This is a genomic window from Amycolatopsis sp. NPDC114503, assembly GCF_055633655.1.
Genome location: NZ_JBVKDT010000001.1, coordinates 216,830 through 231,912, shown reverse-complemented (window position 1 = coordinate 231,912; position 15,083 = coordinate 216,830). Strand labels below are relative to the sequence as shown.

At 68.4% G+C, this 15,083-nt stretch carries 15 protein-coding genes; 7 read left to right on the top strand and 8 right to left on the bottom strand.

Translation table 11 applies throughout. The annotated features are described in order from the left end of the window. Positions 1-1,056, top strand: coding sequence for an ABC transporter substrate-binding protein (locus tag ACZ7OI_RS01195; RefSeq protein WP_470262233.1), 1,056 nt, complete (start codon positions 1-3; stop codon positions 1,054-1,056). 199 nt (positions 1,057-1,255) lie between these two features. Continuing rightward, positions 1,256-1,969, top strand: a complete 714-nt coding sequence (locus ACZ7OI_RS01190) for a G1 family glutamic endopeptidase (protein ID WP_470262232.1) — start codon at positions 1,256-1,258, stop codon at positions 1,967-1,969. Positions 1,970-2,021: 52 nt separating this feature from the next. Here ACZ7OI_RS01190 and ACZ7OI_RS01185 read toward each other — a convergent pair whose 3' ends face one another. The 3 genes from ACZ7OI_RS01185 to ACZ7OI_RS01175 all read right to left on the bottom strand — a co-directional run bounded on the left by ACZ7OI_RS01185 (position 2,022) and on the right by ACZ7OI_RS01175 (position 5,917). Continuing rightward, positions 2,022-2,342 (bottom strand): antibiotic biosynthesis monooxygenase family protein, encoded by a 321-nt coding sequence (locus tag ACZ7OI_RS01185; protein ID WP_470262231.1) that lies wholly within the window; start codon positions 2,340-2,342, stop codon positions 2,022-2,024. A gap of 43 nt (positions 2,343-2,385) precedes the next feature. Continuing rightward, a complete protein-coding gene (locus ACZ7OI_RS01180) occupies positions 2,386-3,060 on the bottom strand; it encodes a hypothetical protein (protein ID WP_470262230.1) in 675 nt (224 codons plus the stop codon). A gap of 82 nt (positions 3,061-3,142) precedes the next feature. Next, positions 3,143-5,917 carry an ATP-binding protein gene (locus ACZ7OI_RS01175; protein WP_470262229.1) on the bottom strand — a complete coding sequence of 925 codons (2,775 nt, stop codon included), beginning with the start codon at positions 5,915-5,917 and terminating at the stop codon, positions 3,143-3,145. Positions 5,918-6,305: 388 nt separating this feature from the next. Here ACZ7OI_RS01175 and ACZ7OI_RS01170 point away from each other — a divergent pair, with 388 nt between their 5' ends. Beyond that, positions 6,306-7,403 carry a S1 family peptidase gene (locus ACZ7OI_RS01170; RefSeq protein ID WP_470262228.1) on the top strand — a complete coding sequence of 366 codons (1,098 nt, stop codon included), beginning with the start codon at positions 6,306-6,308 and terminating at the stop codon, positions 7,401-7,403. Positions 7,404-7,678: 275 nt separating this feature from the next. On the opposite strand, the gene ACZ7OI_RS01165 is transcribed toward ACZ7OI_RS01170, so the two are convergent. Both ACZ7OI_RS01165 and ACZ7OI_RS01160 read right to left on the bottom strand, forming a co-directional pair. After that, positions 7,679-8,086 (bottom strand): SsgA family sporulation/cell division regulator, encoded by a 408-nt coding sequence (locus ACZ7OI_RS01165; protein WP_470262227.1) that lies wholly within the window; start codon positions 8,084-8,086, stop codon positions 7,679-7,681. 166 nt (positions 8,087-8,252) lie between these two features. Then, a complete protein-coding gene (locus tag ACZ7OI_RS01160) occupies positions 8,253-8,723 on the bottom strand; it encodes an Lrp/AsnC family transcriptional regulator (RefSeq protein ID WP_470262226.1) in 471 nt (156 codons plus the stop codon). 203 nt (positions 8,724-8,926) lie between these two features. Here ACZ7OI_RS01160 and ACZ7OI_RS01155 point away from each other — a divergent pair, with 203 nt between their 5' ends. Continuing rightward, positions 8,927-9,925 carry a beta-ketoacyl-ACP synthase III gene (locus ACZ7OI_RS01155; RefSeq protein WP_470262225.1) on the top strand — a complete coding sequence of 333 codons (999 nt, stop codon included), beginning with the start codon at positions 8,927-8,929 and terminating at the stop codon, positions 9,923-9,925. 39 nt (positions 9,926-9,964) lie between these two features. Here ACZ7OI_RS01155 and ACZ7OI_RS01150 read toward each other — a convergent pair whose 3' ends face one another. After that, positions 9,965-11,155: an FAD-dependent monooxygenase gene (locus tag ACZ7OI_RS01150; protein WP_470262224.1), complete on the bottom strand. Its 1,191-nt coding sequence runs from the start codon at positions 11,153-11,155 to the stop codon at positions 9,965-9,967. A gap of 74 nt (positions 11,156-11,229) precedes the next feature. Here ACZ7OI_RS01150 and ACZ7OI_RS01145 point away from each other — a divergent pair, with 74 nt between their 5' ends. Further along, positions 11,230-11,685 (top strand): MarR family winged helix-turn-helix transcriptional regulator, encoded by a 456-nt coding sequence (locus ACZ7OI_RS01145; protein WP_470262223.1) that lies wholly within the window; start codon positions 11,230-11,232, stop codon positions 11,683-11,685. Here ACZ7OI_RS01145 and ACZ7OI_RS01140 read toward each other — a convergent pair. Then, a complete protein-coding gene (locus ACZ7OI_RS01140; protein ID WP_470263415.1) occupies positions 11,682-13,154 on the bottom strand; it encodes an adenylate/guanylate cyclase domain-containing protein in 1,473 nt (490 codons plus the stop codon). The genes ACZ7OI_RS01145 and ACZ7OI_RS01140 overlap by 4 nt on opposite strands. Before the next feature lie 89 nt (positions 13,155-13,243). On the opposite strand from ACZ7OI_RS01140, the gene ACZ7OI_RS01135 reads away from it, so the two are divergent. Both ACZ7OI_RS01135 and ACZ7OI_RS01130 read left to right on the top strand, forming a co-directional pair. Continuing rightward, positions 13,244-13,732 (top strand): FBP domain-containing protein, encoded by a 489-nt coding sequence (locus ACZ7OI_RS01135; RefSeq protein ID WP_470262222.1) that lies wholly within the window; start codon positions 13,244-13,246, stop codon positions 13,730-13,732. A 5-nt stretch (positions 13,733-13,737) separates the two neighbouring features. Next, a complete protein-coding gene (locus ACZ7OI_RS01130; protein WP_470262221.1) occupies positions 13,738-14,172 on the top strand; it encodes an AAA family ATPase in 435 nt (144 codons plus the stop codon). Positions 14,173-14,176: 4 nt separating this feature from the next. On the opposite strand, the gene ACZ7OI_RS01125 is transcribed toward ACZ7OI_RS01130, so the two are convergent. Then, the gene (locus ACZ7OI_RS01125; protein ID WP_470262220.1) at positions 14,177-14,989 is read right to left on the bottom strand and encodes a class I SAM-dependent methyltransferase; all 813 of its coding nucleotides are present in this window, start codon (positions 14,987-14,989) and stop codon (positions 14,177-14,179) included. Positions 14,990-15,083: the final 94 nt, after the last annotated feature.

Sequence of the window (15,083 nt, the reverse complement as noted above, 5' to 3'; positions counted from 1 at the left end):
ATGCGTCTCAAGAGGACACTCGCGGTCGCGGCGGCCGCGCTCGTGGCCGTGGCCGGGGTGAGCGCCTGCCGGGATTCCCGGGAGATCGACCTCGGCAACGGCGGGCGGCCGCACATCAAGATCATGGTCGGCGGACTGTCCAAAGTGATCTATCTGCCGGGTCAGCTCGCGAAGCAGCTGGGCGAGTACCAGAAGCAGGGGCTGGACGTCGAACTGTTCGACCAGCCGTCCGGGGCCAACGCGGAAACGTCGCTGCTCGCCGGTGAGGTGCAGGGCGTGGTCGGGTTCTACGACCACACGATCGACCTGCAGGCCAAGGAGCAGTGCATCACCAGTGTGGTGCAGTTCGCGAATGTGCCCGGGGAAGCGGAAATGGTCGCGACCCCGAAGGCCGGCCACATCAAGTCCGGCGCGGACTTCCGCGGCAAGAACCTCGGCGTCACGTCGCTGGGTTCGTCGACGGACTTCCTCACCAAGGCGCTCGCCAGCCGCGGCGGGGTCGGCAGCAAGGACTACACGCCGGTGAAGGTCGGGGCCGGGCAGACGTTTATCTCCGCCATGCAACAAGGTTCGATCGACGCCGGCATGACGACCGACCCGACCATCGCGCAGCTGACCAACACCGGGCAGGCCAAGGTGTTGTACGACATGCGCACGCCGGAAGGCACGCGCGCGGCACTCGGCGGGTTGTACCCGGCGAGTTCGCTGTACATGAGCTGCGAAATCGTGAAGCGCTATCCGGACGTCGTGCAGAAACTCGCTCACGCGTATGTGAATTCGCTGCAGTGGCTTTCCACGCACACCGCGGAGCAGGTGGCCGATCTGATGCCGCCGTCGTTCGCGGGCGGCGACAAGGCGTTGTACGTCAAGTCGCTCAAGGACAGTCTGCCGATGTTCACCAAGGACGGCCGGATGGACCCGTCCGGCGCGCAGAACGTCTTGAAGGTGCTGGGTGCTTCTTCCAGCAACGTCAAGCCCAAAAAGGACAAGATCGATTTGTCCAAGACGTACACCACCCAGTTCGTGGACGCCGCGCACGCCCGTACGGCGCGGTAGTCCACTTCGGAAGGAGTCCGTGCCGGCCCGCCGCCTCCCCTGGCGGGCCGGCACGGACTTCCGTGTACACAAAGGAGAATCGGGACATTTGGTGAAGTTTTCCCCAGATGCGAATACCCTTCGAAAGTAGCTACCAACTCGGGCAAGCGAAATTCAACACTGGTACGCGCAGGCACTCCCGTGACCAGATTGGATGCCCATGAGTTCACGATCTTTCCGTCGTCCCCTCGGATTGCTGGCGGTCGGCGCGTTCGCGGCCGCGACCCTCGTCGCCGGCGCGGGAGCCGGGCCCGTCACGTTCGGCAAGCACTTCCACGGGAACCACTACTCCGGCGGAAACTGGGGCGGCTACGTCAGTTTCGGCAGTTTCACCACCGCGACCGCGGGCTGGACCGAACCGTCGGCGACCTGCAATTCCAGCAACGACCTTTTCGCGCCGTGGGTGGGCATCGACGGCGACGGATCGTCCTCTGTGGAGCAAACCGGCGTCGCGACCGATTGTTCCAGCGGCAGCCCGCAATACCAGGCGTGGTACGAAATGTACCCGGCCGCGCCGGTGTACTACTCGGCGAGCGAGGCGCCGGTGAAGGCGGGCGACCACATCACCGCGACCGTCACGCGCAGCAACAACAGCTACAAACTCGACCTGAAGAATGACACGCAGGGCTGGACGAAGACGACCACGCAGTCGCTGAACGCGAAGCACTCGTCGGCGGAGGCGATCATCGAATCGCCGTCCGATTCGTACCCGGCGATCAACGGCGGCGTGAAGTTCGACGGGGTCAAGTTCGACGGCAAGAACCTCGCCGACACCAGCCCGCAGGGCCTCAACGCCGACGACGGCGGCAGCGCGACCTGGGTCCCCGGCGCGATCGGCTCCGACGGCCAGAGCTTCTCGATGAACCGTCAGTAGTAAAAGGTCGTGAGGGGAGCCCTGAGGGAATCAGAGTCCCTCAGGGTTCCCTTCACGGACGTTCGAAGCGGTAGGCGCGTTCGACCCGGGTGACCTGGACGTCGAAGGAGCGGTACCACTCGGCGCGGCCCTGGTTGCGGGTTTCGGTGTGCTCCAGATTGGTGCGCCACGCGGTGATGGAGTCCTCGTCCCGCCAGTACGACACGGTGATGCCGAGCCCGGATTCGTCGCGGACGGAGTTGATGCCGAGGTATCCGGGCTGCTGCGCCGCGAGTTCGTTCATGGTGGCGGCGCGCTCGGCGTAGCCGCGGTCGCCGTCGGTGCGCCGGGACGTGAAGATCACCGCGTAGTAGGGCGGTTCGGGAAGCTCCATGGCCGGAGATATACCGGGCGGACGCGCGCGAATCCAGTGGGTTTCAGCCCTGGAGGCCGTTGACCGCCCAGGCGAACACCATCAGCGCGAGCAGCAGCGAGATCCCGGCCTGGACCATCATGGTCATTTTCGCCCAGATCCGCAGCGGCATGACGTCGGTCGGGCTGAACGCGGTGGCGTTGGTGAACGAGGTGTAGAGGTAGTCCAGATAGCGCGGTTCCCATTCGTCCTTGGCCATCGACGGGTCGCTCATCTGCGGAAACTGCAGGTCGGGGAAGTCCGCCCGGCCCGCCGCGCGCCTGGCCGGGCCGCCGCGGTCGAACTCCCAGTACCAGAGCGAGAAGACGACGATGTTGGTCCAGTAGATGACCACGCCGCTGATCAGCACCTGCACCGCGTGCCCGCGTTGCGCGCCCTGTGCGATCCCGATCACCAATTGCACCGCGGACGCGCCGTTGAGCACGCTGACGACGGCGAGCGCGGTCAGCGCCACCATCCGCTCGACGATGTTGAACTCGCTGAGCCGGCCGGGGTTGAGCAACAGCAGCGCGATGATCAGCACGGCGGTCAGCGAGGGCAGCAGCCACCACGGGTGCAGCACCATCTCGTCGGGCAGGGCGAGCTGCAGGGCGAGGGTCCCGATGACGACGGCCGTCGCGGGCCATCGGGTCTCGCCTTTGGTCGCCCGCCGCCAGGCAGGCACTGATTCGTCAGCCACCTGGACAACGGTAGGGCGCAGGCCGCGGGTTGGCGCGTCGCAGCGATAGACGGGCAGCGCGGTCGAAGAGGACGAACCGGCGTCAGGGTGACGGAACGCTCGGCAGCTTCCTCGCGACGTCCGTGCGGCTTCGCGCGCCTAGTTTGCGAAGCACCTTCGCCACGTGTTGCTCCACCGTGCGCGGCGACAGGAACAGACCGTCGGCGATCTGTCGGTTTGTCCGGCCCTCCGCGAGCATCTCGGCGACTTCGCGCTCTCGCGGGGACAGTTCGCGACCGTAGCCGCGACGGCCGCGCTGTGACGGTGCCCAAGCACCGTGTTCGCGAAGCACGTGATGGCAGCGGCCAGCGTCGCGCGTGGCACCGAGCTGTGCGTACGCAGCTGCGGCCTCGCTGAGGGCGGCCGTCGCACCGTCTTGGCCTGCTTCGAGGCGACAATGCGCTGCGCGTTCACGCATGCCTGCGGCGAGGTACGGCATCGGCAGTTCTGCGTACGAGTCGGCGGCGGTGTCGAAGAGCGTCGCGGCGGCGAGGTGTTTCGCGCGGGCGTTCGTTAGGACAGCGCGGCCAGCGTGCAGGGCTGCGGCGGCGAGAGGTGCGTCGCGGTCTTCGATGCCGCGCGCGAACTCTTCGACAAAGGCGTCAGCGTCGTGCCAACGGTCTGCGCGCGTGTACGCCTCCGCTGCAGCTGGGACGAGCGACGCTGCCCAGACCCACACGCCTTTGCGGCGCGCGGCGTCGACAGCGACATCGGCGGCTTCGCAGGCTGCGGCGACGTCGTCGGTCGACAGATGCACGCCGATCAACACCGAAGCCGCGCACAAGACAACGGGGATAGGGCCTTCGCCCGGACGGTGCGCCGAGGCGTCGGCCAAGTGTCTTCGCGCTGCCGCGAATTCACCGCGCACTGCGGCCAAGCCACCCAGCACCAGCGACGTTTCCATGACGATCGCGCCCAGCGCAGGGTGCCGCGTGCGGACGTCTTCGGTCGCCCCGGCCAGGCCGTCCCATTTGCCGCGGAACCAGGCGAGCCGCACCTCGGTGCCCTCGATCAGGCCTTTCGGGTACAGCGCGCCAGCTTCGGAAGCCCGGCGCAGCCCCTCGGCGACCAGCTTTTCGGTCCGGTCGAGGTGTCCGGACCAGGACTGCGCGTCGGCGAGATTGCACCACAGGCGGGCCAGTTGGACGCGTTCGGCGACGCTCGGCGCGGTGTCCGGCATCGCCTCGAACTCCGCCCACGCCGAACCGTCGCCGATGTGCGAGGCGGTCGCGACGCGGTCTCCGGTGAGCGTCAGCCGAAGCTCGGGATCGGTCAGTCCGGAGTGGACTTCCCGGGCACGGCGCATCCACTGCTCGTGCCACGACAGCGGGGTGAGCCCGTCGAACGGCAACGCGAGCAGGTTGATCCCGCGCACGGCCAGTTCCGGCCGGTCCGACAGTTCGGCGACGGCGCGTTCGACCGCCGCGCGACCCTGCTCCAGCCGTCCGGCGACGCGGACCAGCAGCATGCCCAGCGCGAGCCGGATCGTCCCGTGCACGGCCGGCGGGAGCGGGCGGTCCTCGAGCACTTTCTCCAGCGTCAGATGGACATCCGGCCGGAAGACGCGCAGCGCGACGTCGCTGAGCTTCTTCGCCAACCGGCCGACCGCGTCCTCGTCCGCCTTCGCGACGATCGCCTGCAGCAGGTCGATCGCGCGTGCGGTGTCGCCGTGTGCGATCGCCTCGTCGGCAGCTTCTTCGGCGTAGTGCCGCCATTCCTCGACGCACCCGGCGGCGTGGGCGTGCGCGGCGAGCAGCGACAGGGATTGACCTGGCAGGTGCATTGCCTTGGTGTGCAAGAGTTTTCGTTCAAGCGCGCTAAGGCCATCGTACACGGCCTTGCGCGCGAACGGGTGCCGGAAGCCGTAGCGATTGTCGTCGACCTCGTCCAGCAGGCCACCGGGCACCACGATCTCGTCCTCGGCCAACCCGGCCAGCTCATTCAACACCGACAGTTCGGCGGGGACGTCGAGCACGGCCGCGGCTTTGGCGAGCTGTACGGCGGATTTCGGCAGCGCGGACACCTGCCTGGACACCGATTCCCGAAGCGCGGCAGGAACTTCTAGCCGTTCCAGCGCTGACTCGGTCAGCTCGACACCACGCAAAGCGCGGAGAGTTTCCTCTGCGACAAAAGGAATCCCGGCGGTAAACTCATGCAGCTTCACCGCGAAGCCAGCGTTGATCCGGGGCAAATCCAGAAGGTCGCAAGCCATCGCAGAGACCGCCGCGGCGTCGAGCGGTCCGAGCGTGACCTGCGCGCTGTGCACCCCTGGAACGCTGCGAACGCTGGACTCCCCGGTGCGGCAAGTGGCGACGACGCCCAGGTCCGGCGGCCAGTCAACCGCGAGAAACCGCAGCAGGTCACCGGTTCCCGGGTCGGCGTGATGCAGATCGTCAATGAGCAGGACAGTCGGCCCGCAGGCAATCAGCAGTTCCCGGAATGCGCGGAACACCCGATGTCGTTGTGCGCCAGCGTCCGGCAGCGGCTCCGGCGCGGGAGGCAGAACGTCGGCCAGTTCCGGAAGAAGTGGTTGCAACGCACCGGAAACGGGGCTCAGCGGCCCGAGCCTGTCCCCGGCGGATCGCAATGCTTCCAACACCGGGCCGTACGGAAAGGGCTCGGCCAACTGCGGGCACGCGCCGCGCAGCACCCTGATCCGGGAAAACTCCGGCCGCGCGGCGAGCTCGGCGAGCAGCCGGGTTTTGCCCATTCCCGGCGCGCCCTCGACCAGCACCGCGGCGGGCCGATGGCGGAGAACTTCAGCGACGGCGGCGAGTTCGCGGTCGCGTCCGGCGAATGCCGCCGGTCGCGGACGCACGGAAACCAACGTCGGAACGGCCGGCCACATCACGACCTCCCCAGCGAGCGTCTTGTCCGTTTCGCCCGGAGCTTAAGCAGTGCGCGGGGCGGGGTAAACCGACTCTCGACGGGTACGCGGGCACGCTACTCACACGTCTGCCTCCGTACGGTCACCAAATGGCAGAAGAAAACCCGGCGCGCGGTCACAAAGAGTGCGAAACCTCGCGGAGTTCCCCGGTTCAGTGGAACAACCCACGGACGCCCGCTCCGGCGGCGAACGCTCGGTAGTCGCGCAAGTCCCTACTTAAGGATTGCTCCGCTACCTATTCTCGCGGCCACTTATTGCAGTGAATTGGACCGCCGCCGCACCCTTCGAGGCCGGGGGGAACCGAACGCGAGGGAGAAGCATGAAAGCCATCAGATTCCTCGGTGCCGCAACCGCTGCCGCGGCGGTCGCGGCGATCTTCGCCGGTGTCCCGGCCGCGAGCGCCGCCCCGCTCAACCCCGACATGGTCCCGGCGATGCAGCGCGACCTCGGCCTCACCCACGGCCAGGCACTCGCCCGGCTCGCGAACGAGGAGGCCGCGACCAAGGTCGGCGCGGCACTGGAGAAGGCTCTCGGCGAACGCTTCAGCGGCACGAGCTTCAACGCGGCGACCGGCAAGGCGGTGGTCGCGGTGACCGACGCGGCGCTCGTCGACCAGGTGCGCGCGGTCGGTGCCGAGGCGCAGGTCGTCCGGTTCAGCGCCCGGCAGCTCGACTCGACCGTGCAGAAGCTCAATGCCCAGGAGAAGGCCGCGCCGAAATCGGTCACCGGCTGGGGCATCGACACCGCGAACAACCGGATCAGCCTGACTGTCCTCAAAGGACAGCGCGGCGCGGCGGAGCAGTTCGTCCGCCAGTCCGGTGTGGACACTGCGGCGGTGAGCGTGACAGAAACCTCCGCGGTGCCCAAGGCGCACTACAACGTGCTCGGCGGGGACGCGTACTACATCGGCAGTTCGTCCCGCTGCTCCGTCGGATTCTCGGTGAACGGCGGATTCCTGACCGCCGGCCACTGCGCGGCGCTCACCGGCGGCGGCGCGCTGTCGGGCTACAACCGGGTCGCGATGGGTCAGTTCTCCACCTACCGCTTCCCCGGCGCGGACTACGCGGCCGCGCGGGTCAACAGCAACTGGACCCCGGTCGGCCAGATCAACAACGGCACCCGCGTCGCCGGTTCCACCGAGGCCGCGGTCGGCGCTTCGGTCTGCAAGTCCGGTTCCACCACCGGCTGGACCTGCGGCACGATCCGCGCCAAGAACCAGACCGTGCGGTACCAGGAGGGCACCGTGACCGGCATGGTGCTCACCAACGCCCGGTCCGACCACGGCGACTCCGGCGGTTCGTTCATCAGCGGAAACCAGGCACAGGGCATGGTTTCCGGCGGCGACACCGTCAACAGCTACTACTACCCGGTGAACGTCGCGCTGTCCGCGACCGGCACGACGCTCGTCCGGGGCTGACGTCCGGGGGAGGAGTGCCCGCACCGGCGACGGTGCGGGCACTCTTTCGTTTCAGGATGGCGCGGAGGAATCGGTCGCGGAACCGCAGGCCGCGAGAGGAAGGCGCTCGCGAGCACTGCGGCACTGACGGCAGCTCGGGTGAGCTTGGCGGGTGACATCCCGATCGGTACTGTGCTCCGGCTTACAGTGAGTCCACATGCGACAAAGGCGGCTCGAGTGCCTCCAGCGCACTCGAACCGCCCCTGTCCTCATTGCCGCGGGATCGGCAGGTCTTCTCACACGTTGCTGATCTCCTCGATCAGCCCGTCGATGTCGAAGTGCTCGCTCTCGGCTCCGAGCGGCACCAGGTCGTAGGAAGAGTCCAGGAACGCCTCGAGGTCGGCGCGCTCCAGTTCGAACGACGCGTAACCGTCCGGCGACTCGATTTCCAGCGTCAGCAAGGCTTCGTCCTCGGACAGGTCCGGCCGGATCCGCACGTCGCCGATCCCGGTCGGCTCGTCCAGCCCGGTCACGAGCAGGTCGCGGGCGAACGTCCACTCGATCCACCGGCCGCGTTCGGTCCGGAACGCCACGGTGACCGCGTAAGGCTCCGACACGTGGAAGGAGAGGCGGGACAGCACCGGCGTAGTGCTCTCGTTCAGCAGTACGAACTGGGTCTGGTGTACGGCGTCGGTGGTGTGCACGGGCTGCTCCTGGAGTCCTCCGGTCGTTCGCGCCTCGCGAACTGGTCGGCAGGGAGATGATCGACTGGGGAGCACATGACGTCGTTCCGCCGACGTTCACGCGATCGGTTGCATCAGGACGCGAACGCGTAACGCCGGACACAGAACCCTTGCGTTTCCGCCGAGGTCAGGAAAGCGGCAGCGTGAGGCCCACTTTGACCCGGTCCATCGCCACGCTCGTGGTGAAGTGCCGGACGTTGGGGTTGTCGAAGAACGTCCGCCGCGCGAAAGTCTCGAACGCCGCCATGTCCGGGCAAGTGACCACGAGGACGAAATCCGCGGTGCCGGTGACGTAGTAGCACTGCTGCACGCAGTCGTCGGCGAGGACCTGGGTGCGGAAACCGTCGAGCACCGCCATGCTCTCGCGCTCCATCTCGACCATGACGACGAACGTCATGTCCAGCCCGAGCGCGGCCGGGGACAGCACCGCGATCTCCTTCTCGATCACTCCGGCCTCGCGCAGCCGTTTGATCCGCCGCTGCACGGCCGCGGCGGACAGGCCGACTTTGGACCCGATGACCTCGGCGATCGTGCGGGCGTCGTTCTGCAGGCAGGACAGGATGGCGAGGTCAAGCTGGTCCAGGTCGGGAGTGCGCACACTTCAGGCTAACCGGGCGGACCGACAAAAAGCCTCGCAATTACCACGCTGCTCAGCAGCCGATCGCAATACCTCCTATTGAGCGAATGTGGAAGAGGTCTCTTAGTGACGTGGAACACAACTGGCCGGTCTACCCAGGGGTAGGCCATACAAGGGAGGCAACCGGCGACGTCCGCCAACAAGCCGGTCTGGGAGGTTCCGCCATGAGTGCTGTCCGGTCGCGCCACCGCGCCGCCGTCGTCGCCGGACTCGGCGGCGCGCTGCCCGAGCGCGTGGTGACGAACGACGAGATCGCGGCCCGCCTGGACACCACCGACGAGTGGATCCGCACCCGCACCGGGATCAGGGAGCGCCGCGTGGTCGCGCCCGGCCAGTCCACAGTGGACCTCGCCGAGGAGGCGGGCCGGGCGGCGCTCGGTCCGGACGGCCACGCGGACGCCGTCGTGCTCGCCACCTCCACTGCCGACCAGCTGTGCCCGGCCACCGCGCCGCAGGTCGCGGCCCGGCTCGGCCTCGGCACGGTGCCGGCGCTCGACGTCAACGCCGTGTGCAGCGGCTTCGTCTACGCGCTCGCGACCGCCGCCGGATTCATCGCGGGCGGAATGGCCGAGCGGGTGCTGGTGATCGGCGCGGACGTCTTCACCTCGCTGATCGACCCGGACGACCGCACCACGGTGCCGATCTTCGGCGACGGCGGCGGCGCGGTCCTGCTGCGCGCGGGCGAGCCCGGCGAACGCGGCGCGCTGGGCCCGTTCGACCTGCACAGCGAGGGCGAACAGGCCAAGCTGCTGTGGGTCGAGGCGGGCGGTGCCGCGCAGCGGGCGCCGGAGAACCCGAAGGACCGGTTCATGGTCATGCAGGGCACGGCCGTGTTCCGGCAGGCGTGCGCGCGGATGGCGGAATCCTCGCGCGCGGTGCTGGAGGAGGCGGGCTGGATGGTCGGCGACGTCGACCGGTTCGTCGGGCACCAGGCGAACATCCGCATCCTGCAGGCGACCGCGAAGCAGCTCGGCATGCCCGCGGACACGGTGGTGTCGAACATCGACCGGGTCGGCAACACCAGCGCGGCGTCGATCCCGCTGGCGCTCGCGGACGCGGTCGCCGACGGGACGCTGACGCCGGGGCACAAGGTGCTGCTGACGGCGTTCGGGGCCGGGCTGACCTGGGGTTCGACAGTGCTGACCTGGCCCGAGCTGTCGTGAGTGGCAATTCCGGTGAGAACCGGGATCGCCACTCACGAGCTACGCGTACTCCGGCAGCGCGATCGCTTCCGAACGCGGCTTCCCGAACCGTCCCGCGGCCTTGCCCAGCCGTCGCGCCAACGGCGTGCTCGCCATCCGCAGCGCGGCGTGGATCGCGGTCCGATGCGCCTGCGCCCGCGGCATCGTCACCTGTGGTGCGCCGGGGAACAGCCGCTGTGCCTCGGTGACCAACGGCCGCATCCGGTGTTCGTACTGGCCGAACGCGGCCTGTGGGTCTTCGTTCGTCATGAGTTCTCCGGCCAGGATGTACGCGCCGGTGAGGGCGAGCGTGGTGCCCATGCCGCTGACCGGCGAAGCGCAGTAAGCCGCGTCGCCGAGCAGCGCGACCCGGCCTTGGTGCCACGTCGGCAGTTTCGCCTGGCCGACGTCCTCCAGGTACAGCGAGCCATTGTCCATTTCGGCCAGAACGCGCGGCCCCTCCCAACCGACGTCGGCGTACGTCTTGCGCAGCACGGACACCGTGTCCTCGGGGGTGAGCCGGTCCAGTCCGCGTACGTCGGACAGGAAGAACAGCCCGGCGCGCATCGTGCCGACGTTGTCCGGGCGCAGGAACAACATCCGGCCGCGGCCGCAGAACATCGTGCGCCACCAAGCGTTATCGGTCGCGATGCGCGGGAGCGCGAGATGTGCGGTGTAGAGCCCGAGTTCGTGCGGACGTACGTCCGGCATCAGCATCGCGCGGGTGCGGGAACGCAGGCCTTCGGCGATGACCACGGCGTCGAAGCGCTGGGTCCGGCCGCTCTGGAAGTCGACGTCCACGCCGGCGCCGTCGTCGTGGAGCGCCTGGATCTGGTCGCCGAATCGATACGTCGTCTCGCTCGCTGACTGCTCATACAGCAGTCTCGACAGCTGGCCGCGCAGGATTTCGATCTCCGCGGTCCCGCCTCCGGAATCGCCCTCGCCGGCGCGGAACTCGGCGACGACGCGTCCGTGTTCGTCCACGAACTGCGTGCCGATCTCGCCGGTGTGCGCGGCGCGGACGGCTTCTTCGAGCCCCATCTTGCGCAGCACCTGGCGGCCGATGCCCCGGATGTCGACGTTCTGGCCCTCCTCGCGCAGATGGTCGAAGCGTTCGACGATGGTCACGTCCCAGCCGGACCGCGCGAGCCGGGAAGCGAGCGCGGGGCCGGCGATGCTGGCTCCGGAGACGAGAAGACTGCGACGGGTCATGATGCTCCTCCTTGCCGTTGCTCAAGTACCTAGTTAATCTATCTATTAGTTTGTCTACTGACAAGGAGGGGCGCGTGGACGAGAACCAGGCAGCGCTCGAAAACGTGAACGCGACGACCTTCGCGGTGCGGGACGTCATCGAAGCCAGCCGCGACCTGATGGCGCGGATGGCGAAGAGCGTCGGAATGAACGCGAACGACCTCACCGCCATCGCGCTCCTCAACCACTACGGACCGATGGGTCCGGTGGAATTGGGCCGCCGGCTCGGGATCAGCGGCCCGTCGGCGACGACGCTGGTGGACCGGATGGAAGAGGCCGGTTACCTCGCGCGCGTCCGCAGCGACACCGACCGGCGCCGGGTGGCGGTCACGGTCACCGAGCAGGCCCGCACGGTCGCGACGGCGGTGTGGTGGCCGGCGATCGAGAAGCTGGATGCGGTGTCGCGCACGCTCAGCGAGTCGGAAAACGCTGTGGTGCGGGACTTTCTGGCCCGGATCACGGAAGCGATGAACGAGGGGCGGGAGTACTAGGTCGTCCAGGTCCGGGTCTCGCGGTGGCGGCCGCGCAGGTGGAGTTCGCCGTGCAGCCGCCAGTGTTCCCGTTCGCCGCCGAGCGCGGACTTCACCGTCGTTTCGCTGGCGAGCACCCGCGACGGCACGGCTTTCGCGTGTTCGGTGAGCCGCGCGGCTTCGTTCACCGCGTCGCCGATCACGGTGTACTCCAGGCGGCTCGACGCGCCAAGCTGCCCGGCGAACACCTGCCCGGTCGCGACGCCGATGCCCAGGTCCAGTTCGCCTTCCGACACCACCGCGTCGCGGATCGCGCGGGCCGCGGCGAGTGCCATCGTCGGGCCGTCGGACAGCCGGGTCGGCGCGCCGAAAACGCACAGCGCGGCGTCGCCCTGGAACTTGTTGACCAGCCCGCCGCGAGCGTCCACAGCGGACACCACGCTCGCGAAAAACCGGTTCAGCTTCTCGACCAATTCCTGCGGCGGGGTCCGTGACGCGAGCGCTGTCGAGTCCACGACGTCCACGAACAGCGCGGTGACCTCGCGGACGTCGCCGGAGAGCGAAGCGCCGTATTCGAGCGCGTGCCGGGCGACGTCGGTGCCGACGTGGCGGCCGAAGAGGTCGCGCATCCGGTCCTGTTCGCGCAGGCCGGCGGCGAGATCGTTGACTGACGTCTGCAGCATCCCGATCTCGCTGGAATCGTCCACGTCGACGTGCACGTCCTTGCGCCCGCGCGCGATTCCGTCCAACGCGATCCGCAGCCGGTGCAACGGCGCGGCGACCGCGCGGGACAGGAGCGCGGTGCCGATCGCGCCGGTCGTCAGGCCGGTCACGGACAGCACGATCAGGCTCGCTGTCGGGTTGCCGTTGCGGCCGAGATCGGGCGGCGTGGTCACCAGCAGCACGCCGATCAGCGGCACGCCGCTGGCCAGCACCCACGTGACGACCAGCCGCGTCAGCACGGTGACCGGCAGCGAACCGCGCGGCGGCAGCACGTCCAGCGCCATCGTCATCACCGGCCGTGCGACCCATTCCGCGGCCAGATAAGTGAGTCCGACCGTGGTCAACCCGCCGAGCCCGATGGTGAGCGCGATGCCCGCCGCGTCGCCGATCGAGCCGAGGACTCCGGCCAGGATGCCGAGCGCGAGCGCGCCGATCAGCCAGAGGGTGCCGCTCACCACCGCCATGTCAAAGGGCAGCCGCAGTGCCCGTTTGGCCTCGTCCGCGGTCGGCGGGCGGCCGATCGTGAACCACACCACGGTGCGGCGTTGCAGGTAGGCGGTCCAGAGCGTGCCGACGATCAGGGCCAGCGCGACCACGCCCGCCGCGGTGACTCCGAGCACCCAGCCGCGGTCGTCGACGTCCTCCGGCAAACCCTGCAGGAGCAGCAGCAACGCGACGACTCCGGCACCGGCGACACTCGATCCGACGCCGAGCGCGGCGAAGCCCAGACTGGTGCGCAGAACCAGCCGGAACCTCCCCGCGATCATCGTGCGCACCCGCAGATCGTATGGGGTGGCGGCACCGGGAGCGAAAAAAGCCGTCGCCCTCGCGGTGCGGCGATGGTTAGCGTGGCCGTATGCAACCGCTCGACCCCGCAGAGATCCGCGCCTCGTTCGTCAATTGTTCCCGCGGGGAAGCCAAGTCCGTCACGCTGCCGGTGGACGTCCCGTGGGAGAAGCGAGACTTCCTCGGCTGGCGCGACGTGAAGGCACCCGGCCGGGCGTACCTCGTCGTGTCGCACGGCGACGAGGTGATCGGCCTGTCGCTGCGCGCCGCGCCGCCGGCGAAATCGCGGCTGCGCAGCAACATGTGCGCGTTCTGCTCCACGACGCATCCGCTCGCCGACATCACGCTCTTCACCGCCCGGCTGGCCGGAAAGCCCGGTCGCGACGGCAACACGGTGGGCACGTATTTGTGCGCCGACCTGGCGTGCAGCGCGTACCTGCGCGGCGAACTCAAGCCGGCGGTGCCGCAGCCGAAGGAGTCGCTCTCGGAGGAGGAGCGCGTCGAGCGGATGAGCGAGAAAATCGGGCGGTTCGTGGCTCGGGTGCTGGAAACCCGGTAACCGCCGTGCGGGTGCTGGTGACCGGGATGTCCGGAGTGGGCAAAAGCAGCCTGCTCGCTGAACTTTCCCGGCGCGGGTACCGCACGGTCGACACCGATTACGGCGGCTACACCAGCGACGGACTCTGGCGCGAGGACCGGATCGACGCGTTGTTGTCGACGCCGGAGCCGTTGTTCGTGTCCGGCACGGTCTCGAACCAAGTGCGGTTCTACCCGCGGTTCACGGACATTGTGTTGCTGAGCGCGCCGCGCGAGGTGCTGATCGAACGGCTGACGACGCGAACGGGCAATCCGTACGGGAAGCACCCGGACGAGCTGGCCGAGACGTTGGGGTATCTGGACGAAGTGGAGCCGTTGCTGCGTTCTTCGGCGACATTCGAGGTGGTGACCACGGTGCCGGTGTCCGAGGTCGCCGACGCGGTGGTGCGCCGGGTTCGCTAGAGGTTCAGAAGTCCCACTCCGCGATCCGCCCCATCTTGCGGATCATCGGGAACAGCGCCGACGCGCGCAAGGCCAGCCGGGACGTCGCCGGGATTTTCGCCACCGCGTCGTCGGTCGCCCAATCGGTCGCGTCCAAACAGGACACCAGGCGGAGGCCGTAGCGCTCCAGTTCGTGCGGATCGTCGATGCCCCAATGCAAAGTCGCCCCCGCGCGGCGGACGACCGGGTTGATCACCTGCGCCTTGATGCCGAGGGAGCTGAAGAAATCGGCCACGATCCGGCCGGACGGGAACGTGCCGACGAGCCTGCGGACCAGTTCGGCGCCGGACTCCGCGGTGAGGTACATGGTGAGGCCCTCGGCCACGATCAGCGCCTCGCGGTCGCCGGGAACCTGGTCGAGCCAGCCGAAATCGGTGACCGACGAGCCGATCGTCGAGTACCCCGGCCGCTGCGGGTAAATCCGGCCGCGGACGTCGACGACCTCCTGGTAGTCCACGTCGAACCACTCGACCGACGGCGGCGGGTCGAGCCGGTACACGCGGGTGTCCATGCCGCAGCCGAGGTGCACGACGATCGCGTCGGGGTGCTCGGCCAGCCAGTTGCCCGCCATCTTGTCGATCGCGCGCGCCCGGATCGCGACGGAGACGGCGGCGTTCTCGTTGACGCCTAGCTTGCGGAAGTCGTAGTCGATCTTCTTGACCGCTTCGTCGGCCGCGGTGTCGCCGAGGATCGGGTCTTTTCGGCGAGCGTCGAGCGCGCGGGCGTACAGCGTGCCGAGGTTGGTCGCCTTCTCCTCGGTGAAGTGCACTTTCTCCACGGTCAGCCCCTCGGTGTCACGGTCTTCACAAACTTGTGAAGACTGTAGCGCTGATTGTCGGGCGCGGCAGTATCCGGATGCTGCGGGTGCTGAT

Excerpts from the sequence above, each read along its gene's own strand:
- ACZ7OI_RS01140 (WP_470263415.1), bottom strand. The coding sequence starts at position 13,154 with ATGATCGCGGGGAGGTTCCGGCTGGTTCTGCGCACCAGTCTGGGCTTC.
- ACZ7OI_RS01185 (WP_470262231.1), bottom strand. The coding sequence starts at position 2,342 with ATGGAGCTTCCCGAACCGCCCTACTACGCGGTGATCTTCACGTCCCGG.
- ACZ7OI_RS01150 (WP_470262224.1), bottom strand. The coding sequence starts at position 11,155 with ATGACCCGTCGCAGTCTTCTCGTCTCCGGAGCCAGCATCGCCGGCCCC.
- ACZ7OI_RS01190 (WP_470262232.1), top strand. The coding sequence starts at position 1,256 with ATGAGTTCACGATCTTTCCGTCGTCCCCTCGGATTGCTGGCGGTCGGC.
- ACZ7OI_RS01135 (WP_470262222.1), top strand. The coding sequence starts at position 13,244 with ATGCAACCGCTCGACCCCGCAGAGATCCGCGCCTCGTTCGTCAATTGT.
- ACZ7OI_RS01170 (WP_470262228.1), top strand. The coding sequence starts at position 6,306 with ATGAAAGCCATCAGATTCCTCGGTGCCGCAACCGCTGCCGCGGCGGTC.
- ACZ7OI_RS01195 (WP_470262233.1), top strand. The coding sequence starts at position 1 with ATGCGTCTCAAGAGGACACTCGCGGTCGCGGCGGCCGCGCTCGTGGCC.
- ACZ7OI_RS01155 (WP_470262225.1), top strand. The coding sequence starts at position 8,927 with ATGAGTGCTGTCCGGTCGCGCCACCGCGCCGCCGTCGTCGCCGGACTC.